17 protein-coding genes and 2 pseudogenes are annotated in these 21,604 nt (G+C 40.1%); 5 read left to right on the forward strand and 14 right to left on the reverse strand.

Going from position 1 to position 21,604, the window contains the following annotated elements; translation table 11 throughout:
• The first annotated feature begins 10 nt into the window (after positions 1-10).
• Together RIG27_RS28745 and RIG27_RS28750 are read left to right on the forward strand one after the other, a co-directional pair.
• Positions 11-235 (forward strand): tetratricopeptide repeat protein, encoded by a 225-nt coding sequence (locus tag RIG27_RS28745; protein ID WP_446350547.1) that lies wholly within the window; start codon positions 11-13, stop codon positions 233-235.
• A 154-nt stretch (positions 236-389) separates the two neighbouring features.
• Positions 390-1,886 (forward strand): sugar transferase, encoded by a 1,497-nt coding sequence (locus RIG27_RS28750; protein ID WP_446350548.1) that lies wholly within the window; start codon positions 390-392, stop codon positions 1,884-1,886.
• Positions 1,887-2,099: 213 nt separating this feature from the next.
• On the opposite strand, the gene RIG27_RS28755 is transcribed toward RIG27_RS28750, so the two are convergent.
• The 3 genes and pseudogenes from RIG27_RS28755 to RIG27_RS28765 all read right to left on the reverse strand — a co-directional run bounded on the left by RIG27_RS28755 (position 2,100) and on the right by RIG27_RS28765 (position 6,662).
• Complete coding sequence (locus RIG27_RS28755; RefSeq protein ID WP_446350549.1) at positions 2,100-3,746, reverse strand: glycosyltransferase family 39 protein; 1,647 nt, start codon at positions 3,744-3,746, stop codon at positions 2,100-2,102.
• Positions 3,747-3,802: 56 nt separating this feature from the next.
• Positions 3,803-3,952: pseudogene (locus RIG27_RS28760) on the reverse strand (IS5/IS1182 family transposase); the annotation flags it as partial.
• A 109-nt stretch (positions 3,953-4,061) separates the two neighbouring features.
• Complete coding sequence (locus RIG27_RS28765; RefSeq protein ID WP_446350550.1) at positions 4,062-6,662, reverse strand: DUF4114 domain-containing protein; 2,601 nt, start codon at positions 6,660-6,662, stop codon at positions 4,062-4,064.
• Positions 6,663-7,028: 366 nt separating this feature from the next.
• Between RIG27_RS28765 and RIG27_RS28770 the strand changes: the two are divergent.
• The 3 genes and pseudogenes from RIG27_RS28770 to RIG27_RS28780 form a co-directional block, all read left to right on the forward strand.
• Positions 7,029-7,595, forward strand: a pseudogene (locus tag RIG27_RS28770) (hypothetical protein); the annotation flags it as partial.
• Between the two features lie 7 nt (positions 7,596-7,602).
• Positions 7,603-7,764: a hypothetical protein gene (locus tag RIG27_RS28775; RefSeq protein ID WP_446350551.1), complete on the forward strand. Its 162-nt coding sequence runs from the start codon at positions 7,603-7,605 to the stop codon at positions 7,762-7,764.
• Positions 7,765-8,031: 267 nt separating this feature from the next.
• On the forward strand, positions 8,032-8,325 hold the full coding sequence (locus RIG27_RS28780) for a hypothetical protein (RefSeq protein WP_446350552.1): 294 nt from the start codon (positions 8,032-8,034) through the stop codon (positions 8,323-8,325).
• A gap of 19 nt (positions 8,326-8,344) precedes the next feature.
• Here the strand turns inward: RIG27_RS28780 and RIG27_RS28785 are convergent, their stop codons facing one another.
• From RIG27_RS28785 to RIG27_RS28835, 11 genes are all read right to left on the reverse strand, one after another.
• A complete protein-coding gene (locus RIG27_RS28785; protein WP_446350553.1) occupies positions 8,345-9,106 on the reverse strand; it encodes a WecB/TagA/CpsF family glycosyltransferase in 762 nt (253 codons plus the stop codon).
• A gap of 17 nt (positions 9,107-9,123) precedes the next feature.
• On the reverse strand, positions 9,124-10,287 hold the full coding sequence (locus tag RIG27_RS28790; RefSeq protein ID WP_446350554.1) for a glycosyltransferase: 1,164 nt from the start codon (positions 10,285-10,287) through the stop codon (positions 9,124-9,126).
• Between the two features lie 185 nt (positions 10,288-10,472).
• Positions 10,473-11,774, reverse strand: a complete 1,302-nt coding sequence (locus tag RIG27_RS28795) for a glycosyltransferase (protein ID WP_446350555.1) — start codon at positions 11,772-11,774, stop codon at positions 10,473-10,475.
• 308 nt (positions 11,775-12,082) lie between these two features.
• The gene (locus RIG27_RS28800; protein WP_446350556.1) at positions 12,083-12,796 is read right to left on the reverse strand and encodes a glycosyltransferase family 2 protein; all 714 of its coding nucleotides are present in this window, start codon (positions 12,794-12,796) and stop codon (positions 12,083-12,085) included.
• Between the two features lie 5 nt (positions 12,797-12,801).
• Entirely contained in the window at positions 12,802-13,857 is a 1,056-nt protein-coding gene (locus RIG27_RS28805) for an NAD-dependent epimerase/dehydratase family protein (RefSeq protein WP_446350557.1), read from the reverse strand.
• On the reverse strand, positions 13,854-15,050 hold the full coding sequence (locus tag RIG27_RS28810) for an O-antigen ligase family protein (protein WP_446350558.1): 1,197 nt from the start codon (positions 15,048-15,050) through the stop codon (positions 13,854-13,856). Before RIG27_RS28810 ends, RIG27_RS28805 begins: the two co-directional genes overlap by 4 nt.
• A gap of 94 nt (positions 15,051-15,144) precedes the next feature.
• Positions 15,145-16,410: a glycosyltransferase family 4 protein gene (locus RIG27_RS28815; RefSeq protein ID WP_446350559.1), complete on the reverse strand. Its 1,266-nt coding sequence runs from the start codon at positions 16,408-16,410 to the stop codon at positions 15,145-15,147.
• Positions 16,411-16,456: 46 nt separating this feature from the next.
• Positions 16,457-17,665 carry a glycosyltransferase family 61 protein gene (locus tag RIG27_RS28820; RefSeq protein ID WP_446350560.1) on the reverse strand — a complete coding sequence of 403 codons (1,209 nt, stop codon included), beginning with the start codon at positions 17,663-17,665 and terminating at the stop codon, positions 16,457-16,459.
• A 36-nt stretch (positions 17,666-17,701) separates the two neighbouring features.
• Positions 17,702-18,781 (reverse strand): glycosyltransferase family 4 protein, encoded by a 1,080-nt coding sequence (locus RIG27_RS28825; protein ID WP_446350561.1) that lies wholly within the window; start codon positions 18,779-18,781, stop codon positions 17,702-17,704.
• Positions 18,778-20,061, reverse strand: a complete 1,284-nt coding sequence (locus RIG27_RS28830; protein WP_446350562.1) for a polysaccharide pyruvyl transferase family protein — start codon at positions 20,059-20,061, stop codon at positions 18,778-18,780. Before RIG27_RS28830 ends, RIG27_RS28825 begins: the two co-directional genes overlap by 4 nt.
• Positions 20,062-20,152: 91 nt before the next feature.
• A complete protein-coding gene (locus RIG27_RS28835; RefSeq protein ID WP_446350563.1) occupies positions 20,153-21,598 on the reverse strand; it encodes an MOP flippase family protein in 1,446 nt (481 codons plus the stop codon).
• Positions 21,599-21,604 lie beyond the last annotated feature (6 nt).

Below are 21,604 nucleotides of genomic sequence, written 5' to 3' on the forward strand. Positions count from 1 at the left end.
TTGAGCAGCAATGCACCAGAACCAACCTGCGTATCATTTGGGACTGGTTTATCTGCGACAGGGGCAGCTTGATCAGGCGAAAGCCGCATTTGAGCAAGCCATCACAATCAGCCCCCAATATCCAGAAGCTTATTATAATCTAGGGTCAATACCACGCCGTAGGGGTTTGGTAACCAAACCCCCACTCATTTCGTTAAAAATTGTCACGAATACTCCTATCGTAAAATTTCCATGATACAAGACAGTTATATAGCGATTCTAAATTGGTATGGGGTGTGGCAATTTTTTTAAATGAAATCCTTGCTATACCTAGGCTTCAGGATTTTCATTGGTTCCATCCTCTTTAGGGTTGCTATAGTGTGTTTCCAAATAAGAGAGGTATCGTAATCATGGTAAACACCATGAATCAAAATCAGAAAATGAAATGTTTAGAGGAGCCTAAACTTCTACAAGCTCCTCAAATGAGGCATTTCGATCTCCGTGCACCTCTAATTGCCAAGCTACGACAAGGTATTTACATTAACTGGTTACGAGTACTCGTCTTAGTTTTTCTGGATAGTACTATGCTATGTTTGGCATGGCTCTTAGCTGATTACTTAGGGCAACCGATTCATGCTTTTAATCAGCTAGGGGATATCTTTCACCAGTCACAGGGCTTACTATTACTAATAGTTACCTTATACCTGGGAATTTTAGCTGCATCAGGACTCTATAGTACCGATGATAGACGGCGTAGTTTCTTGAATTTGATCAAAGCGCTAACTCTGGGTCAAATTATTATTTTGAATGTCGCGTTTATCTATGAACCGGAATTAGTCCTACACCGCTCCACATTTTTGCTGGCTTGGATTTTTTCTCTCATTTTGGTCTTTAGCGAACGATTTCTGATTCATAGCATCATTGTCTCCTTACGTCGCGGTGGCAAATTACGTCAAACGGTTTTCTTGCTGGGAAATCCAGAGGATCTGGAAAAAGCACGACAGCGGCTCGAGCAATTTGATCAATTCAAGATTCAGGGAGAAGCTGATCTATCCGTAAGGAACAATCCTGAACAATGGCAACAGACGTTGAAAATGCTGCAAAATTCAGGAATTGATGAAGTGTTTATTTGTTCCTGGCAATCGGTTACAAACCCCATTTTTCTGTTTTGGCAATTGAGAGATGCGGGGATTGATTTACGAGTTCTACCAATTCGGTTAGAGCTTCCCAGCCAGTGGTCGGAAATTAAAATGATTGATGGATTGACCACGATTCGATTTCGGACTCCGCCGATTATTGGTGGGGATTTTTGGATTAAGCGTTGTTTTGATTTGATAGCGTCAGTGGTGATTTTGCTGCTCATTAGTCCACTGATGTTAGGGATAGCGCTGGCAATTAAGTTAGATTCTCCAGGATCTGTATTTTATCAGCAAGAACGGGGAGGGTTGAAAGGAGAACACTTCAAGGTGTGGAAGTTCCGCACCATGGTTGCCAATGCGGCAGAATTGCAACGGGAGTTAGAAGCAAAAAATGAGATGCCTGGAGGGGTGTTGTTTAAGCTGAAAGATGATCCCCGGATTACTCGCGTAGGTCTGTTTTTGCGGCGGTATAGCTTGGATGAGTTACCTCAGTTATTTAATGTGTTGTTCGGGCAAATGAGTTTGGTTGGTCCACGTCCATTACCGTTACGGGATGTGGAACGGTTTGAGGAACATCATCAGATACGCCATGAGGTGTTGCCCGGAATCACTGGGTTGTGGCAGATTTCAGGTCGGTCCAATGTGAAGGATTCTGAGGATGTGTTTCGGTTTGATATGACGTATATTCAGAATTGGTCACTGTCGCTGGATATTCGGATTTTGTTTGAGACGGTGAGAGTCGTGTTTTTCCATGAGGGAGCTTATTAAGTTTTCCATCGCCAACAGCTCCTGATCAGGATACTGCTGGCGAATTTAATATTTTGCTCTCTTATTGACCGAAATACTTTGGATACGCTAACGCTTTTATTTGCTTTGAGCGTTCTTTTGTAACGTTCACTAGCAAAGTCCTGATAAAGAGCGAAATATTAATAGATATAGCGCTTCGCGCTGGTCTAGTTACACTTTGTTTTTACGAACATCTCATCTGGACTCAGTTTCAGGTACGGGATTTGTAAATACACCAGCGCGACCTGCTATAGTATGATGTTGTAGTTTCCAGAGAGGGGGGTAAATCTGTTTGATCTGTGTATTATATTTTTTACTTAGTCCAGCTCTTAATGATTCAGAGGCTTCGAATAAAAACACATCATTAAAACCTCTGGGAATATCTGGTATGTTTGGTTTTTCTACCAACAAAAGTCGTACTTTTGGTTCCAGTCGATAACCAAGTATTTGGATATCTATCAGTTCCTCATCGCTGATCACCAGTGGTTGAGGAGATTTATTCACTAAACTAGAGGCTGGGAGAATATATTGGTTTTTTTCTGGACTATTATTCCACCAAATTTCGGATTGAGAGCTAATTGTACAAGATATTACTCCCATCAACGTTAGCATTGAGGCTAAAATTATCCACGGATTTTTCTGCCGTAATTGACTAGAATTATCTTTGAGTTTCGTAGAAATTAAGTAAGCCACAGCTAGATGGATACCTAAGATGGAGGGCAGGATATATCTGGTCGTACCGTAGCGTTTTTGAAAAATCAAATCTTCTAGAATTAATGGAAGTCCTACCGAACTAATTAATGTTAAAATAAATAACCAAACCCGCTTGGGATTACTTCGACAAATAAAATAAATCGAGTAAACAATTAAAGCTAACACAATTAAAATCAAAGGAGCTAATGCCAGCTTAAGTATCAATGTACTACTTGGACTCATTCCTATATCTAGAAAAGTACGACTGACAATACCAGCCCATCTGATTGCTATTGTTAATCGTGTTTGCTGAGTCTGTGTCCAACTGACTGTTTCCGGATTAGGACTGGTAAATATGAGTAAGATCCAGGGAAAGAACGTTATCAGTCCTACCAGAGATGCGAGTAGGTAAGAGATTAATGTTCGACTGAACCGGAAATGTTCGATTACTGCGACATAAATTCCCTGTCCAATTGCAACTAAGCCAAAGAATAATTGAGTGTAAAGTCCTAATGCTACGGTTACTGAATAAATACCCCAACTAATCTTGGTTTTCACTCGTATCGATCTTAGTAGAGCAACGCTTGATAGTAAGATGAGTAAAATCCATAAACTGTAAAATCGGGCGACTTGTGCATAGATTACATGAGCAGGTGAAACCGCAATCAGTGCCATAGCAATCCATCCGATTAGCGGCGACGCAAACAATTCTTTGCAGAGCAAATATATACCTGGAAATGCTAGAAGACTGATGAAGGCTGAGAAACTTCTCGTCACAGTTATGGAATTACCAAACCACTGTACCCAAAACCGTGCGAGTATAAAATAGAGTGGTGTAACCTGAGATTCTTCCAGGGCTAAACCATTGATGGTATTTACAACATTTTTTTCTCGATTAGGGAATTGGTACTTTTGCAAATCTTTGGGGCTAACGACAGAACCATTCCGGAGTTCCTGGTTCATTTCTAAATAGGTGTAGCCAGAAATTCGTAATGATGTATATATTTCGTCACCATAATATATTTTGCGATCAAGATTCACTAAACGAAAAAATACACCTAAAAGCAACAAAATAATGATTAATGATTTTAACAAATTATTATAAATACCTCTGTTTTTTATATGTTTTTTATTCGCATTTTTAGTCATGGCAAAATTATATTTCAACAGTCTGTAGGTCTGGCGCAGCCATTTTCCTATAAAATAGAAAAGTTTTGGGCATATTCCTGCTGAAATTCATCCCAAGGAACCAAAGCCGCAATGATTACAAAATGGTTCTCCTGTGCTAACTTTCCCTCAAATGGCTGTTCACAATCTTACCCTTGCCTGGGGGCATTCTCAACTTTTCGGTACATCTACCTGATCTGGTGTGCAAGGGTTTTAAGTAATTTTGCCAGATTGACTTGAAATTAAGCAACTGTCAATACGCCTAAAAAGATTGATTGATATAAGGTTTCGGATTTGTTAAGTAAAATTAACCTGCACAACTAGATCATTATAGTCAAAATCACCACCGCCGAATAAATCTTCAAACGCAAAGGTGTTGTCTCCCAGCAAACGGACGTGGTCAATCCGATCCGGATTTGCGCTGGAATAGGTAAAATAGGCTAAGGGGTCTGCATTGGGCTGATTGTCCGGATTCTCTGCCAGAAACTCCTCTGGGGTTCCACGGGCAATCAGAAAGGGAGCGACAATGACATCTCCGGGCAACGTATTTGCCTCAATATCTAATCGCTGACTAATCGCCGCCTCTGCATAACCGGGGTCACCGGGAGCGAGATTGCCAATGTAACCTGTAACATCATCAACAATATACAAGCCAAAAGAATTATCATAAGCCGCTTCCCGATTAACCACAAATTCAGCCGATACAGTATTGGTTACTCCGGTCAAGTCAATCAGTTCCCCTTCTGGCTGTCCTTGGAACGTCGTTCCTAGGGAGGGAAGGGTGTCGGATAGTTCAACGGCTAAAACTAGGTCATTAAAATCAGTATTGCCTCCACCCTGCACCTCTTGCCATTGCAGGATAAACCTGCCATCATCCTGTTGGGATACCTGTCCATAGTCAAAACCATCTGGATTAGCTTCTGGGAAAGCAAAGAACACATTGGACGGTGTTTGTCCTGTGGCTAAATCTGCCAGAACTGTATCAGTGGTGCTGTTTCTGACAAAGTAAAAGCCAATGCGTGAACCCACGTCAACGGTCAATTGACGAGTGAGATTGAGTTCTGGAAAGGGGCTGTCGGGAAGCGTGGAGACAATAACTTGTGGTTGGGAAAAGACAGCGTTGAGATAGCCATCCTCTCCAGGTGCAATGCCATTGACTCGACCTTGTTCATCATCTAGGTAAAAAATACCAATTTCATTAACAAAATTCGAGCGGTTATCAGTTAAAGTAAATTGCAATTGGGCTGATTCAGAGTTACCTGTAATCTGGAGGGTATCATTGGCAGTCTGATTAAGCACTGGTGTGACAGGAGTAGGTTCAGTGGTATTATCCTCGCCGCTATTTGAACCATCAGTCGCGGTATCCTCATCCCGTGAAGGAACTGGAGTTGGGGCAAATTCAAAAGCGCCAATATCATACTGGTCATCCCGTGGTAAACCCCGTTGATCTGTTTTGGGGGCATTCTTTTTAGTCCCTGCATTAATCGCCGGACTCCCTTCCAGTAAAGGATGGACTAAGCGACCATCAATCTCTTGTAAATCTCCCAGACGGGGATCAGCGATTTGAATATCTGCGGTTACGTTGACGTCATCGGGATTATCGGTGAGAATACCAGGATATTGGAGATTGTTCCCGCCATCGATTAATTCAATGTTAGTCTGTTGCTTAATCTGAGACTTATTCCCGGCAGTATTATTATAAAAAATCGTATTCGTCAGGGTGTGAAGTTTGCTAGTCGCATAAATTGCCCCCGCCTCAGTGCCAGCGTAATTATTCGCAAACGTGGTGTTAATAATATTAGTCTGTGAACCCCATTGTCCACTATAAATCCCACCGCCCAATCCTTCGCCATTTTCATCCTTTGCCTGGTTCCCGGAAAAGGTACTGTTCGTAATCGAGACTGGCACTTCTCCTTGATACCATAAGCCACCTCCCTCTTCGTGAGAGCGATTGTTGGCAACGGTTGTGTTTTTAATTGTTACAAAACCACCAACTCGCAGCCCACCCCCATTGGCTTTTCCCTCTTGGTTCTGAATGACCTCGTTATTAATAAATGTGCTATCTTCAATCGTTATGTAGTCTTGGTCATAACCATATAAAGCTAATCCACCTCCTTCAAAAACAGATCGGTTGCCGTCAAAAACGGTGTTGCGAATAATCGTTTCACCACCCTCCCTGTCCCTGGGTAAATCGCCACCGTAATACCGCTCTTGAAATGGAACACTGGCACCATCGTTGTTCACCGCCCCACCCCAACTGCGGCTCTCATTATTACGGAAAATGGAGTCTTCTATGGTTAGAGGAGTAAAAATGGTGGTAATTGCCCCACCCGCAAATCCCTTGTTGTTGGTAAACTCACTGCCTTTAACGGTTAGTTTACTTTTGTCAAATACACTAATTGCGCCACCAGCACTATCGACATCAGTAGTTGCCTGATTCCCTTCAAATTTGCTGTTAATAACTGTGACATCAGCGCCTTCTTTTGCCCAAATGGCAGGTCCTTGTCCCGCAATGTTGTTGTAAAACTGACTATTTTCTACGGTAATTTTGACATTGGGAATGACTGACCAAATGGCTCCACCGGCAACTTCGGATTTGGCATCGACTAAGGTGAGATTCCGGAACGTCACATCTGTCGCGGCTTCAGATAATAGGAAAATGTGAGGTTTGCGATTGCCGCTAATCCTTAACCCTGGAGCATCAGCACCATCAATGGTTAAGTCTTTTTCAATCTCTAGCCGCCGCTCCAGGATAATCGTTTCCTGGGCAAGACTTGGAGAGAATTGAATCGTATCACCTGGATTAGCCGTCTCTATCGCGTCTCTCAAAGACCCAGGAACTAATGGCTCGTGATAGTAGCTGTCGGCAAGATTGGTAACTGTGATAGTTTGACTCAAAGTTTTACTCCAATTTTGCGAGTTATCCAATACAACTATAAATAACAGATCTATGCTAAGTTGAGAAGTTCATGAAGTTTTTACATAAAAGCTAGGTAAACTTTACCATAACTTTATGGAAACTTCATGAGATTGACATTTAGGCTAGAATGACAGCGTTTTCAGACTCAATGTGATACACCCTTTTCAAGAGGAGAAAAGCACTATCTCATTGTCACTGTACTACACCGTACTAAAAAGTTTTTGATGATATGTAAGGTTTTGTAAGGTTTTGCAAACTATTATGGTCATAAAGTTACAATGATTTTACATATTCTAATATAATGGTATTTATGTCCGACTACTTATGCTTGTCAGAGTAATGGCTTGACCCAAACCAACTCAAACAGTTGCCCACCGAAGAACTCGTTGGTTAAAGGCGTGCCGCAACAGCTCGTAATTGAGAAATTGCAACAAGAGATATATAGGCTCAAAGCTATCCAGAAACTTGATAGTCAAGCAAGTTCAAAGCCCCCTTCAACGGACTTGCTTCTCAAACCGGAAAAACCAAAACAGCCGAGGGACAAGAGCGCTGGCGACAAGAGTAACAGTAGTGGGGACAACAGTGCTGGCGCAAAGAGCGACAAACCGAAACGAAAGCCAGGAGGACAACCAGGTCACCCAGGTAAGACCCGGAAAGGTTTTGGGCGAGTCGATAGATACTCCATTCTCAAACCCCAAAAATGTACGAGCTGTGGCTGTGTAGAATTTGAGGAAAATCCAGTATCAGTGCAGCGCCAGCAGGTGGCCCAACTGGTAGCGCGTCCGATTGAAATAGTGGAATACCAGAGGCAAACCTGCCGTTGTGCCTGTTGTGGTCAGCTCACAGGGGCAGCTTGGTCAAAAGACATCGTGCCCGGACAAGACTTGAGTGTGAAATTGCAAGCATTACTGGTGTGTCGTGAAATTGAGCCATGGCAATAATCCAGCTTTAGGGCAAGGGTTCATTGAACTGATTGAGGAAGCCTTTGCCCAGCATCGACAATGGCGTCACACTCAAGACTCTACCTCTTTCTTTGATTGCTCAAACCGAGTCGGGGCAATCTCTATCATTATTGCCTGAACCTGTCCCTTGAAACCCAGTTGTCTGTGTTCCCGATTAAACTCGACTAGGTTGGACACTGGCAAGCCCAGGCTCCATTCCGACCCATCATCCATCAAACTGTCTCAGGCAAGACCTATTTGGGGAAAAGAGCCTGGGCGCACTCGCCGATGTGACTGAATTTCCTTTCCCACGTTACTTTGGAAAGGCTCGTACACCCAGGCTGATTGATGAGCTAAAAACAGACCTGAATCCTTACAGCCATTTAATATGTCGGTCGTAAATGAATTGTATGAATTTGAACAAAAGCTATTAAAAAAAGGAGCCATAATGTGGGTTTCATTTCCGGGTTACCAATTATCCGCATTTGAAAAAAATAGGCAACAAATTTCAAGAGTTGAAACTGATTTAAAGAAAAAAAAATTTGTGTTATTGGGGACACCTGAGGAATTTGTCATGTCAAATGTTTTAATGTTTAATACTTCGTATCAATTAACTAAAGAAGGTGTTAATTATAGGACAAGGTTGTTAATAGATTACATTAGAGAACACAGAACAGTAGGTAAGGACAATAACAGTTAAGTGCAGAGAGCGTCATTTGTCATTTGTCAGGTTTTGTTTGGGCAAAAACACGATAAAAAAACAGCGAGTTTCCAATTAAATAACGTTTCCATAAACGTCTTGGTTCAGTAATTAATCGCGATAACCATTCCAGGCCCCGATCAGTCAGCCAAAGCGATCCCCGATATACGCTGCCTGTGTAAAAATCAAGACATGCACCTAGAGGTAAAAACACGCGAGCTTCTATCTGATTTATATTGTCCAAAATCCAACGTTCCTGGGATGGCATTCCAAAACCTACATACAAAATTCCTGGTTTAAATTTATTAATTTGGCTAATCACAGAATCGTTTTCTGCACCAGATTTATCAAAATAACCATGGTGTCCTTGTATTTTTAAATTAGGTGCAATCGCTGTTAATTTCGCTATAGCTTGATCTACTACACCGGGTTTGCCTGCAAGCAGAAACATAGAGACATCTTGTTGTTCACAAGCCAATGCTAAGTTTTCAATGTAGTCAGGACAAGTCATGCGATGTATGGATTGAAGAGAGTAACCCTGTAGGTTTGCCCCCAATAAAACGCCAAATCCATCGCAGAAAACTAGGTCAGCGTTATTTAAAAAATCTCGATACCAAGGCAACTCATAAGCAAAGTTCATCGCCCGGACGTTGACATTGCCGACAATTGTCTTTTTTTCAATTTTGGCATTTTTAACTACATACTCTATTAACTCTTGAACGGTTACCTTGTGAAATCTGGTTTGAAGTAGAACAACTTCATCAAAACTTTTTACATTCATATAAAAAACTCCTTTGTTTACCCCTGTGATTTCCACATCTCAAACGAAAACGCTATATCATTGATAAATTTATTTCGCCGATCCTCATACCAAGTTCGTGCCTCGTCAAAAGCTTGCTGAATAAATGGAGAAGCGATCGCAGAAACTAATAGATTCGCGAAATCCTTGGGCTCTTCAGCAAAATGCACTGTTTTTGGAGGGTGAGAAATTCCCCGTAGAGCCACTGGAGTGGCGACAATTTCTGAGCCTGAGGCAATGGCATCTAGGGTTTTAATCTGTATGCCACCACCATTGAGGATGGGAATTGCTACAACTTTTGCTTGTGCCAGGAACTCCTGTGCATTCGGGACAAAGCCCCGATAATGAATGTTGGGGTATTTTTCAGTTATCCACTCAGCACCCCTACCAGCAACATGAATTGACAAGTGAACAGGCAAGTCAGGATAAACACTTTGCAGAAACCATCGAAGTCCCTCTTCATTCGCCTTCCATGCCCAGCTACCGATGATGGCAATATCAAAGTCTTTTTTTATCGGTTTTTCGGGGAATTTTTCTAAGCCAGGAGGTAAGTCAAATAGTTTAACTGCACCGACTCCCTCAATCTTAGAAAAATACTTTGCATCATGTTGTGTTAGAACCCAAACTTGCTTAGCTGTAGTTGCAAGTTTATCTTCCATTTCCTTGATTAAATAAGCTTCTCGTCTATAAATCAACTTTGAGATAAAGTTGCTGGCATTTTTAAAGCTATGCAAATAAATTTCCTGTTCAATGTTGTGAGCAATCATTATAATTTTTACAGGATTGTTTAGAAAATGCTCTAGCCAACCGATTTGAGGATGATCGATGATAACAACATCATATTCATCAGAATTTAATAACGTTTTTAATAGTCTTATATAGGAGTTAGAATAATATTTTGCTGATGAATAGGGAAGTCTTTTAAAAAAACTTATGATTAACCAAATAAGTGGGTAATATTTCGCTTTTTTTGTCTCTATATATCGTTGACCTACTAATACTTCTTTTGGGGTAAGCTCAAAGACATCATCTTTTCGCATATATCCGACGACCGAAACTTGATAGCCGTTTTGGTTGAGACCCTCAATAAAGCACTGTGAGGCAACCTCGCTACCCATGCGTTTCTTTCGCGGCAAAACTGTAGTTAAAAAAAGAATTTTCATAATTGTTTACATATACTCCATAAATCTAATTCATCAAAAGATATTAATTAACTTTTATGTCTTGCTCCAAGGCATTAATTAGGGAGCATCGCAATTTTGCGCGTCAGCTCTTTCTAGAGGGTTGAAACCATTGAAATATCGTTGCTTTTGGGAATGGTGTTTCCAAAATGGGATGCTCCCATTAATTAAAGAGACTGAGCTTGTAGATGACAAAAGATTATCTTTGCATATTGCTCAGCCGTATTTTGCTCGGCAAACTGTTTCATTTTAATATAATCGCACAAAGTTTCTGATGATTCAAGCATAAACCGCTCGAATCCTTTAGTAATTTCACTGGGTACAGTTGAGTCAACGGCTAAACCTAGCTTGTAGCGACGAACCATTTCTCCCATCAGTCCAAAATCTGAGACTAACACAGGTTTTTGTGCGGCAGCGGCACGCACCAAAATTGCACTCATGCCAATATGACGCTGGTATGGGGCTAAGACAACATCTGCTATTTGGAAATAAGGTTGAATTTCCTGATCGGTAACAAACTCATGACGACAAATGATTTGCACAGGCAGAGACTGAGAAATCTCTGCAATTCGAGTATGAAGCAGTTCTTTTTCCTCAAGCCCTATGGGACCTATTAGTAAAATACAAAATTTATGGGCAAGGTTAGGGGGTAACATCTGAACAGCTTCTAATAGCTGAGAAATTCCTTTACGTCTCCCTAGAACTCCGAATAAGATAAAGACTTTTCTGCCGGAAGCAATATCCAAATTAGTTTTCAGTTCTTCTACTTGAGATTCAGTGTAAGTATAAATTTGCACTGGGTCAGGCAAATATACAGATCTAGAATAATTATCCAATTTATTAATATGTTCTACTGCAAAAGAATCTAGGCAAAAAAGTGTTTTGAAATTGGCATAGGAGAGGATGCGAGATAGGCAAACTTTATCCCGTAATTGCCAAATACGTTCTCTCCTATGAGGCACATAATTGGCAAAATTATTGTAATGAAATATGGGTCGGAAATAAATGCCATAAAATGAGCAAGGAAATCTTGTTCCTAACGCAAAGCGTAATAGGATAGTGTCGAGGTACATAATTAGGCAGTGGGTAGTTCCTAATGCTACTGCATATTTACGGAGCAAGTCCCACTCTTGAAAGGCACGCTGAATACGACCAGTGAATGAATTTTCTAGTTTCGCACTATCAAAAAGCATAGCTTCTTCTTCGGGGGTAATTGCCACAAATTTAATAGTCTTCTGAGGGCAACGCAAAGCTATATCTACAATATTGAAGTGCTGCCGCATAAACTTTTGTGATACAAGGACATCCAAATGCCCAGGTAAGTTTTGTTCGCACCAATATTTAACCAAATGTTGAACGTAGCCTGGGTGATGACCTCTGGTGTCAAGTTCAAACAGCATAATCTTTTGATCTTCACCATCTCTCTTATCGTCTGAGGAAGCCTGTGTACTTTGACGAAATGTGAACATAGTCTATTCAAGTGAAATTAAATGGCATAACCCGATCATTATAGTCAAAATTACCACCGTCAAACAAATCACCACCGCCAAACAAATGATAGAAACTCATGTTATAGAGTCCTAATCCTGTTCCGAATAATCATTTCACTGCCTCATATCAAATCCGGTTAAACAACCTCACTATAGCTTTACACTCTAACTTTAAGTTTAAGTGTTTAATTTATGAAAAGTTACTACGAATTAAATTCAATTTAAATTGTAGAGGCTAAATTCATCACGAATATTTTTTGTAATCGGTTTATTTTGGATTATTTGGATCACTTTTTTTTTATAGGGCTCAAAAATATTCTAGGATTTTCACTTAATTTATTATAAAAACTCCTTTGAGACATGAGATTGTCTCCATTGGAAACATTGATGTAAACGGCACCAGTAAAAGGTAATCTTTCAAGGGGTTTTCCACGGCTTGCCAGGTTTTCTGTTGCCTTACTATGGTCTATTTGGTGTTTAAGCAGCGATTCAAAGTTAGAAGTCTGAGACGGCTCCAACAAATTGCGCCTAACGATGATGGATGTAGCACAAAGTTTGTAAAAATTTTTATTGACAGTTAGTATATGTTCACTGCCATCATCATATCGATAGCCCTTATCTATAAACCAGCCGTTACACTGAGAATTATGATGAACAAATTCTGCTAAGCGCTTGCTAACACAATCATCGGCATCAACAACCATTGTGTGAGATGGCTGTAATTCATCAGCTAAAGTCAATCCCTTTACCGCTTTTTTTATCTTGTCAAGTCTTTTTTCATCATAATCAGTTGGCTTAGGTGAAGTAAATTTAACTTCAACGTAAGTAACATAGGGATGATTAAATTTTATATTAGGCTTTTCGTGACAAACAACTATAACCTTAAAACTAGACAAAGTTTGATTACATAGAGATTTTAAACATCTTTCAAATAACGAAGATACATAATCCCATGATTTTGAAACTTTTGCACTTTTGAGTGGGACGACAAATACAATCATATTAATTACTGAGTTGTATATTTTTCCGCCTCAGCGGCAACGATTTCTTCAAAAATCTGGGTTATACTGCGAGTAATCCTCCATTCCGGAAAGTGTGCTTTGAGTTTGCCTAGATCGGAGATATAACAGATGTGATCCCCAATCCGGTTTTGGTCTACATAAGTCCAGTTCATAGTTTTCCCTGTCAGACTTTCAACGATATCAAAGGCTTCCAGAACAGAGACACTATTGTCTCGCCCCCCTCCCAGATTGTACACCTCTCCGGGTCGAGGATTACGACGAAATGCCTCAAAGCATTGGATCACATCAAAGCTATGGATATTATCCCGCACTTGCTTGCCTTTGTAACCAAAAACTTTATATGTACCCCCTGTCACAGCGACTTTGACTAAGTAGGAAAGGAAACCATGGAGTTCTACCCCAGAGTGGGAGGGACCCGTGAGACAACCGCCGCGAAAGATACCCACATTTATGCCAAAGTAGCGACCATATTCTTGTGCCACGACATCAGCAGATGTTTTGGATGCACCAAACAGAGAGTGGAGGCAACGGTCAATCCGGCATTCTTCAGAAATACCATGATAATCTTCTGGTTTGGCGTAATCATACCGTTTTTCCTGCTCAATCAACGGTAATTCATTGGGCGCATCCCCATAAACCTTGTTGGTACTCATGTGGATAAACACGGATTCCGGGCAAAACTGGCGGGTTGCTTCCAGGAGATTTACTGTCCCCAAAGCGTTGACTTCAAAGTCCAACAGAGGAATTTGACAAGCTTTGTCGTGGGAAGGCTGCGCGGCGCAGTGGATAATTAAGTCAAAGGGGTGAGTTTGGAACAGGTTGAACACACCGGAGCGATCGCGGATATCTAGGTGATGATGCTGGAAGTTGCTGGTAATCTCCTTTAGGCGGCTGAGGTTCCAAGTGGTATCGCCTGGAGAACCAAAGAACTCTGCCCGCATATTGTTATCAACACCAATCACCTGATTACCTGCGCGATCGTAGTACTCAACCGCTTCCGATCCAATTAAGCCACTTGACCCTGTAACTAATACTTTCATTGATTTCCTTTAACTGTGTTGGCAATTCGTTTGTGTTCAAGAGCCGTTGATAGAGCAATGGCTACATAGATAGTCCATAATGTATTATAGTGGATAAGTCCCAATCTTTCCGTCACATTAACAGAAAATAGAGCAATTAAGGTTTGGAGCATCCAAAAGGTTTCGATGGCTGCGGTTGAGGCTGAGACAGCCACTATTCTTAAGAGAATCGTTACCAAACTAACTAGAAGTAAACCACATCCAATGAATCCATATTGAGCTAAAAGATCTAAATAACCGCTATGAGCATTAAAGAGAGCTTTTCCTGGACTAATGCCAATTTCTCCATCGCCTCCTGCCCAGGTATTATGAATAACGTACAAAGCATGCTTAGACGTCCAAAAACCGCCAGCTCCATAACCAAGCCACGGTCGTTCATATACCTTATCCATAACTAAAGTCCATATTTCTGTGCGTCCATTAAAGTCCATACTTTTTCCTAAAGTATCCACAATGATGAACTCTAGGTTATTAATGAGTAGAACAGTTGAAATTCCAAGTGCTAGAGAGATGATCAGAATGAAGAACATTCGCATTTTATAGTGCTTTTGTTTCGCCGAATTATAGAGAGGTAACAAGCATAGCGAGTTGGCAAATATGGCGTAACAAGTTTTGCCCTGGGTTAACACAAGCTGAACCAGCGCCATGCTAAACAAAATCCAAAATATCCAAGGTTTTTGCTTCTGATTGAGGGCTTTGATGAGAAAAAGAATGGCAGCTAGAGCCATCATTAAAGATGCCTGGTTTTTATACTCATATATACCTATCCAAAAATCCCCACTTACTCCGTAACCCGGTAACCCTAGAGTAAGTACCAAACTGAGGACTGTTCCGATGCCAAACACCCAACTAAAAACTTGCATCTGCCCTTTCAGGCTGTAGCCAACTGCCAAATATATGCCAAAAAGAGTAGCCCGTAGCACCCCTTTAAAGTCATCTATACTATAATCTGCAGAGGTAGACCATATCGCTGAAACCCCAGGCATCAATGACAAGAGGAGTACAGGGATGTCTAGAGTCGCGACATAAATCCATTTTTTCCACCGCCCAATCATCAATACGGGTAAGATAGCATAACTCCCAGCTTTAAGAGCTTTGTCAATGAGTGGGTGAGCGTTTACCCCTAATAAACCCAGAAGGATTAAAATAACCACCCAAGGTTCTAACTTGGCTGCCCAACGTCGGAAAATGCGAAGGGACAATTGTAAACCTCCAGTTAATAAAAATTAATGTTAAACTCCTAGCTGTTCAGTGTGTCAGATAATCACCTCTTTCTAAAAGTTCGGTAAACAGCGATAAATAGCGATTGGCTTGGAGTTCCATGGTAAATTCTCGTTCGGCTTTCTCACGGGCACGTTGGGAGAGTTTCTGATGGCGCTCTTGGTTTTCCAGGACCCAGACAATTCCCTGAGCTAAGTCTTTTACGTTATCCGGTTGGGCTAAGTAGCCATTTTGCTCATGTTCAATCATATCGGGTAACCCACCCAGGTTAAAAGCAACGCAAGGTGTGCCACAGGCGATCGCTTCCATGACAGTGTTGGGTAAATTATCCTGAGTGGAAGGGAGGACAAAGACATCAGCGGCTGAATAGGTGAGAGCCAGCATGAGATCATCATTTAATGTACCTAAGTAATGAGTCGGAAAACCCACATCCATGGGATTATCTGCTTCAGAAGCTCCAAAAATAACAAGTTCTAATTTATCATGCCACCCCCATTGACTCAAGTCTTGCAGCGCTGCTTGTAACCAGTGAAACCCTTTCCTGGGATCACTGGTAGCTTTTAAGGAACCGAAAAGAACGAGAGGCTTATCTTGAGGTAAGTTTAGGAGTTCTCTGGCGACTTGTTGATTAATTGGTCTATAGAGTTTAGTATCAATCCCATTGGGAATTTGTTCAATTCGCAACTCTTTGAACAGAGAGCTAGCATGGGTACAGTTTGCTAACCATGAACTGAGTGCCACAATCGTCAGGTTGAGATTTCTCCAGGCTTTTGCTTTGCGTTGCCATACCCAACGAGATAAATCCCAGTCTTGCTCGCTACCCAGTTGAGGACAAGCACCGCAGTTACCTGTGTAGCGATCGCACTCTTCAGTGTAAAGGCATCCCCCCGTAAATGCCCACATATCATGGAGTGTCCACACCAAGGGTTGTTTGAACTTGGCTAGGGTTTCGATTTGCAGGAAAGCTTCACCAATCCAATGGAGATTAATGATATCTGGGTTAAGTTGAGTCATTCTAGTGACTGTTTGATCGGGCAACCAGTGGAGAGAAAATCCTGTCTCTTTCCGTCGAGGATAAAGCTTTTTGGGTAAAGCATCAACGGCAATTCTAGTCCTGGCAATACTTTGACTAAGCCTAGTCGTAGGAGCCGTTACAGTTTTATCATTACTATACTTATACTGGGCGAGCATCTGAGAATCAACCCCAATACGTTGTAAGCCTTGATGGAGTCGATAGGCAGCACGGGGAGCACCGCCTTGAATATCTGCCGTACTTATTAGAACAATTGACATATTCAAATATATATATCCTTGGTTATTGTTGAGCCGATTTGACAATTCAGATTTTATCTAAACCAGCCATTTTACAGATTTTGTCAAGTTTTTGGATGTCTATATATATGTCCAGTTTACGTGTGTCAGACTTCCTGTGGTTAATATTTTTTCCTTGGAGACAAAAATAATCCGCTTGTCCATGGCTAGCTAGAACGTAAAAGCAATCATTTACATAGCCGTGAGGCATTAATTCAATCACTTTTACTCCGGGCTGGATGAAGAGTAAATTAGTAAGAGCCGCACCATGAGGGGCAACGATAGCAGCCGACTGTGAAAATAATTCGGCTTGCTCTTTTATAGTTTTACCATCCATTGGCACTGATTCAAAGCCATAGTTATTCAGTAATTCAATGACTTGTATTTCATTTATAACATTTCTGCCGATGACATTGCCTCGTTGGATATAAATACGCCTATTATTTTTGGGTTGATTCAAATAGCGATTGTTGACAAATAGGTTTCTTGTGAACATAAAAGCTTCCTTGTTGATTGGATCTCCAAAACCACGGCAAGTACGATTAGTAATTGCGATTAGCATTTTATCTCCTCTACAAGCCTCCTGAGTTGTTTGATTCATCGCAATACCAGCTTGAGTTAAGCTTTCTTGATGAAAGTTAGATATCTGAAATTTACCCAGATAAAAAAAATCAATTTCACTGAAATCAAAAAACTTCTGATAAGCTTTTAAAAGCGGCAATGTTCGACACATCCAGTGATAGTAGTTACCTGGCGCCGGATCGGATAAATACGCAACTGTTCCCTGTAGCTTTTGGGGTCTTTCCAGCACTTGTGAATAGATAGGAAGTGGGCGAAATTTATCACTTTCTTCTGACCTAAATTCTCCAATGATATTCAGATTTTTATCTAACAGATGATTGTTCCGGAAAGAAAATCCGCCGTTACTAATTTCTATGATTACTGTATGTGTTTTAGCGACAAATGGTTGTAACAGATCTAAATCCTTCCCCTCTATATAATACGCTTGTTTGATTTTATCTTCCTCTATTATTTCGGACTTTTTGATACACTCTTTGAAAGATTCTTTATTTAATGAATTTACTGGCAAATAGCTTTTACAAGTAATAAATCCTAATGGTCTTAAAAAAAATAGAATACCGAGTTTTCTGAATTTTTTAAATATCAGTCTTCTAATTGTGTTTCGCAAGTAGAACGGAATAATTAAACGAATGATCTTTCTGACTAAATCAAGCAATTTTATTAACTCCCTATTTTATTTATTGCTACCCAACTAATTTAAATCTAAACAACTGTGGTATATTTTAATAGTTTCCTCAGCCACATAGTCCCAATTCCATTGCTCTGCTAACTGTAAATTATGTTTTCCCTTATCTGATATATTATCTTTTTTGTTTATCGCTTGCTGCATGGCTTGTCGTAAACCATCCTTATTAGTTAAGTCATATAAAAAAGCTCCTGCATTATCTAAGACATCACCAAAAAATCCGACGTTTGGCGCAATACAAGCTTTGCCAAATGACATGGCTAGGATTGTAGCACCTGAAGTGGTAAATGTTTTATAGGGAAATATGACACAATCACAAGCATGCATATAAAATTGAATCTCATCATCTGGAACCCGTTTAGGAAAAAAGAAAATATTATCACATCCCTGAATTATCTCTCGAATTTCTTCCTCTATCATAGGCTCTGCTGGGAACCCAGCAATCAGCAAAGATACCTGATTTTCCTGTAAACTTTTAAAGGTGCTAATCGCTGGCAAAAATCCTTTACTGCGATGGATATTACCAAAAAGGAGGAAAACGAGGTGTCCTGGAGTAATGCCTAAAGTTTGTCGTGCTTTCCCTTGACTAATTTCATTTTTATAGGCTCCTATATAGTTACCATGGTAGACTGAGAAGACTTTATTTTTGTTTTCTAGTCGCAGAGCTTTAATAATTTGAGTTTTAGTTGTCTCGCAATGAGTGATGATCGCGTGAAATAGCCTACCCAGGATTATTGCCCAGATTAAATGAATATTATGCTTGCCAGCACTAAATCTATCTGTCCATTCATGGACTGTCCATACTACTTTAACCCCTATAGATTTTAAAATACATATTTGACCAATAAAAATCAAAAATTTAATCCAACGATGGATTGGATTCCTACCCAGAAAAAAATAATGTATTGTGTGCAGGTGAAGAATGTCTGGTTTGCCTTTTTCGATGACCTTTGACAAAAAAATAAAATTTAAGTTCTTTTCTTCTACTGCTACTTGAACGTTTCTATCCGTTAGATGTTTAACAAAGAAGTCTGTATAAGGATTATCACCTAAAAGAGAAAAAATAATTACTTTGAGATTATTCATTGGAATAAATTACTATTATTTGATTTACAAAACTTAAAGTTTTCTAATGCCAATCCCTGAATCTTTGGCAACCTAATTTGAATATGATTGCGGATATCCTCTCGCTTTTCAATAATAGATAGGAAAAAATTGCATAGATTTACTCCTTGAACCGCTTGATCTGGATCAATTATCATTCCTTCAAGATCAAAATGTTTGAATAAGCCTTCAACTTTACCTTGATAAGAAATACAAGCTACAGGTGTTCCCTGTCCCAGACAGGCAATTGCTAAATGCATTCTGCCAGTTAATACTATATCTAGTTTTCCGCATAAAAATTTCACGTCTTTTGAACTGAATGGAGGTGTTACCTTGACACAGTTATACTTTACTTCTTCTGGAAGAGATTTAAATATTTTTTCAGATAGGTTAATATCACTAATCTCCTGTTCATTGCAAGAAAAGGAATGAGGAATAAAAACATAGCTTAATTTTAATTTATTGTTTGATGAATACATCTTCACCAAGTTATTAACATAGACTTTGACTAAATTATTGATTACTTGTTCTCCGAGATCCCGAAAACTTATATAATTTGCATTTATACCAATAATTATCCGCTCACTAGCCCGTTGCCTCTCAATCCACTCCACAACAGCTAATAAAATTGCAGGCTCCGGAGAAGGATGAAGCAGAAATGCTAAATCTGCTACGAGTTTAACAGGTCGTTGCAGGTGATGGAGCAAACGCTCCTGTGAAACAGGATCTCTGGCACAGATAATTACATCAGACGGTAAATCACGAAAAGATTGAATCACTTTAGGTGTTGGTTTGTTGTTAAAGCTAAAACCTAGAATAGCAGCTTTTGCTCCTGTTTTAGCAGCGAGTAAAGCATATTTTAATCTTGTCAGACTGCCATATTCACTATAATATCCATCCATTACATCCGCTCCAGGACAGTAAAATTGATCATAGTAGTTAAGTAAATGTATAAATTGGAAAAAACCTTTCCAATTAAAATAGAGATGATGATGACATATCTCTATTTTTCCATCTACCGGGTCAAAATCTTCCCAATTATCGTTGGATTGCCAAGAAATGAAACCTACTCTGTTAGCACCTTGACTGCTGAAATATTCTACAATTGCAATCATCATCGCCTCATCTCCTAGATTTCCGAAGGATGCTGGAGGAATTGTGAGAATCGATAAATGTCGTTTTGGGGTACATTTAATAGTTCTCAGTAAGCGCATTATCACGGCGTATAAATTGAGGAAAAAAGATAAAATAAATTGCTTCATGGCGAGTTTAAATCTTTAATTAATTTATGTTTTTTATGTCTGTAATATTTTTCTAATCTTATTACTTTAAATAATTTATATATTTACATATTTACACAGAAAAAGTCAATTTAATCAAATTCATAACTTTGTGTATTAATTTTGGTGCAATCAATGTAATTATTAATGTGTACATCGCAGTTCCAAGCAATGAACAAACAACTATTAATGTATATAGATTAATGAAATTAGCAAGTAAGTATTTAGCTATTAGTATGGCTGCAACCATCCCTAACGTCCCTGTAAATGGAACAATGTATTGGTAAACATAAGTGGTTAGTTTAATATTAATAAGTTTGCGTATCACCAATAAGTCTACAGGTGTAAGCAGGTAGCTGCGGATTACATAAACAGCTGCGACAGCTTCAATCCCCCAGCGGACAGCTACGAAAAAAAGCACTACATTGGCTATCGTATGCATACAGTTTAGCTTTAGTTGCCATGATGGTTTACCCATCGACATCATCACAGAGCCGTTGAAGTAGGCAACTGAATGAATAATGCCAATGAATGCCAAGATTTGCATGACTGGGATGCTTGGTAACCACTTTTCTCCAAACAAACCTGGTATGAGTTCAGATGCTAGTGCTGCCATGCCCATGAATGTGGGGAAGGAAATTAAACTAGTTAACTGCGTGACAGTGTAAAAGGCTCGTCGTAATTTTTCTGGTTCCTGCTTTAACCTTGAAAATGTAGGCAGTGCTACTTTGGTGGTAACACTAGTTAGTAGATTTGTCATTATTAGCAACAACTTATAGGAAATGCTGTAATACCCTAGTGCAAGAGGACCTAGATAGTAACCGATTAAAAAATCGTCTAAGCGACGGTTTAAGAAGCCGAGTATATTGAGCCCTACTAAGTTAATCCCGAAGGAAAACAGTTCCCTGAAGTGTTTAATCGAAACCTTAAACCCCGGACGCCAATTACTAGCTCCCCAGAGAACTATAACCTCAACCACCCCATTCACAAGCTGCTTACCAACCAGACTCCAAACCCCAAAGTCCAAAAATGCCATCACCACCCCAACCACACCACCCGCTACCACCGCCACCATTGAACGTATGGCTAAGGCTTTAAAGGCAAGTTGACGCTCAAATATAGCTTGTTGTACACCATTTAGACCAATAAATAAAAAGCTGAGAGACAACCAGCGCAGGATTGGCGCTAACTGGGGTTCTTTAAATAACTCAGCCACAAAGCCAGCTGCCGCGATACCAAACAGCGTCAGCAGTAAACTAATACCCAGATTCGTCCAAAAAGCACTATCGAGATGCTCCGGTTCCAGTTCCTGGCGCTGAACAATCGCTGTGGAAAGTCCTTGGTCAATAAAAATCTGGATAAAAGCCAGGAAAACACCTGCCAAAGCTACCAATCCAAAGGCTTCTGGTTCCAGCAAACGAGCCAGAACAAAGAAAACAATAAAGGCGATTGCCTGAGTTCCCCAACCCTGAATTGCTGACCAGACGACACCCTTAACCGCCTTTTGTCGTAAGTTCATACCTGA

Origin of the sequence: Coleofasciculus sp. F4-SAH-05 (assembly GCF_040222985.1) — a bacterium.
In the GTDB taxonomy this organism is placed as follows: Bacteria; Cyanobacteriota; Cyanobacteriia; order Cyanobacteriales; family Coleofasciculaceae; genus Coleofasciculus; species Coleofasciculus chthonoplastes.